Genomic DNA, 1,285 nt, shown 5'->3' on the forward strand with positions numbered 1-1,285 from the left:
TCCTTTTTTGCAGGCACATCGAGAGTCATAAAATAAGATATCGATCCCAAGGCTACTGGACTCGGTGCCAGAGATCCGGGTGCTGAATCTCCAGCCATATCTATTGTCGTAACCGGATTCATGGAATCCGGCCCCTGCACCTGATTAGTTACACATCCTGCTGACAGTATAACGAGCAGAATCGTTAACAGAAAACTAATTGTGCTGTTGTTACTCATCGAATTCACCTCTCACACCTCCACCAGATTGAAATATTCATAACGGACATCGGGCGCACCGTTCACCATTATCGGTGCGGAACAGAACTTCCCATATCCGGGGAGATAGTCCTCACTACAGGGTTCAGCCCACATCCATGCACCCGAATACTTCTCTTTTTCGGCTACATTGATCGTATCGATTAGTGTGTTTCTCCAAGCGTTCCGAATTTTCTCAATGTAATATCCGTTTGCCCCTTTCATCCGCTGGGCGAACTGGGTTCCCTGGTTACTGTAGGGAAAACCGATGGTGTCGAATCCATTGAGGATATGGAGCCCGGAAAAAACCTGTTCCATATCTTCATGATGACTCCGGTTCAGGACGAGGCACGACGCAAAGGCGACCCATTTGGCCCGTGCTGATCCAAACCGCATATCGTCTGCATTCAATTGCTGGAACGCATTGTCGGTCCCGAACCGGATGATCAGGGGGTCGCCATGGCCGGCAAAGAGTGCGAAATCCGCATCATCTGCTTTTATCGCCGATGGCTCCGTACTGCTCCAGTACTTCGATCCGGCATTTGCATCGTAATGCTCGGCATAGCCCGTCCAGGTTGTGTCGCCATTCGATCCCTGAATGCCAGTGTAGAAATTCTGTGCGAGGGGAACCGTATCGGTCAGGTCGTTTCCGGTTCCCGGGTAATCCCCGACACCCCCGACAAAGACCCGGTATGTTCCCCCGGTACCCATGATATAGGCCGGTTTTGTTTTGGTATCACTGCCATGGCTGTTGGTCACAGTGAGTTTGACCGTATGCGTTCCATGGGTGGTGTAGGTGTGACCCGGGTGCTGTACAGTGGATGTCCCGCCATCGCCAAAATCCCATAGCCACGACGTTGGTGAGCCGGTTGACAGGTCCGTGAACTGGACTGTCAGCGGGGCGGTGCCGGAGAGCGGCGTGCCGGTGAAGTCGGCAACCGGAGGATCGGCTCCCATCGCAGTAACCGAATCGATATGGCCGTGTGTTGAGGAATACGTCCAGATATCGATGGTGCTGTTTCCTGTCAGCGTCGTGCTCGCGGATCGCA

The 1,285-nt window shown here is 52.9% G+C and carries 2 protein-coding genes; both read right to left on the minus strand.

Going from position 1 to position 1,285, the window contains the following annotated elements; all coding sequences use genetic code 11:
* On the minus strand, nucleotides 1-218 hold a 218-nt coding region (locus CW742_RS13630; RefSeq protein WP_292421303.1), incomplete at its 3' end, for a hypothetical protein.
* 12 nt (nucleotides 219-230) lie between these two features.
* Nucleotides 231-1,285: DUF6345 domain-containing protein (locus tag CW742_RS13635; RefSeq protein WP_342764889.1), on the minus strand; the 1,055-nt coding region annotated here is incomplete at its 5' end.

Source organism: Methanoregula sp. (assembly GCF_002835825.1).
Taxonomy (GTDB): Archaea; Halobacteriota; Methanomicrobia; order Methanomicrobiales; family Methanospirillaceae; genus Methanoregula.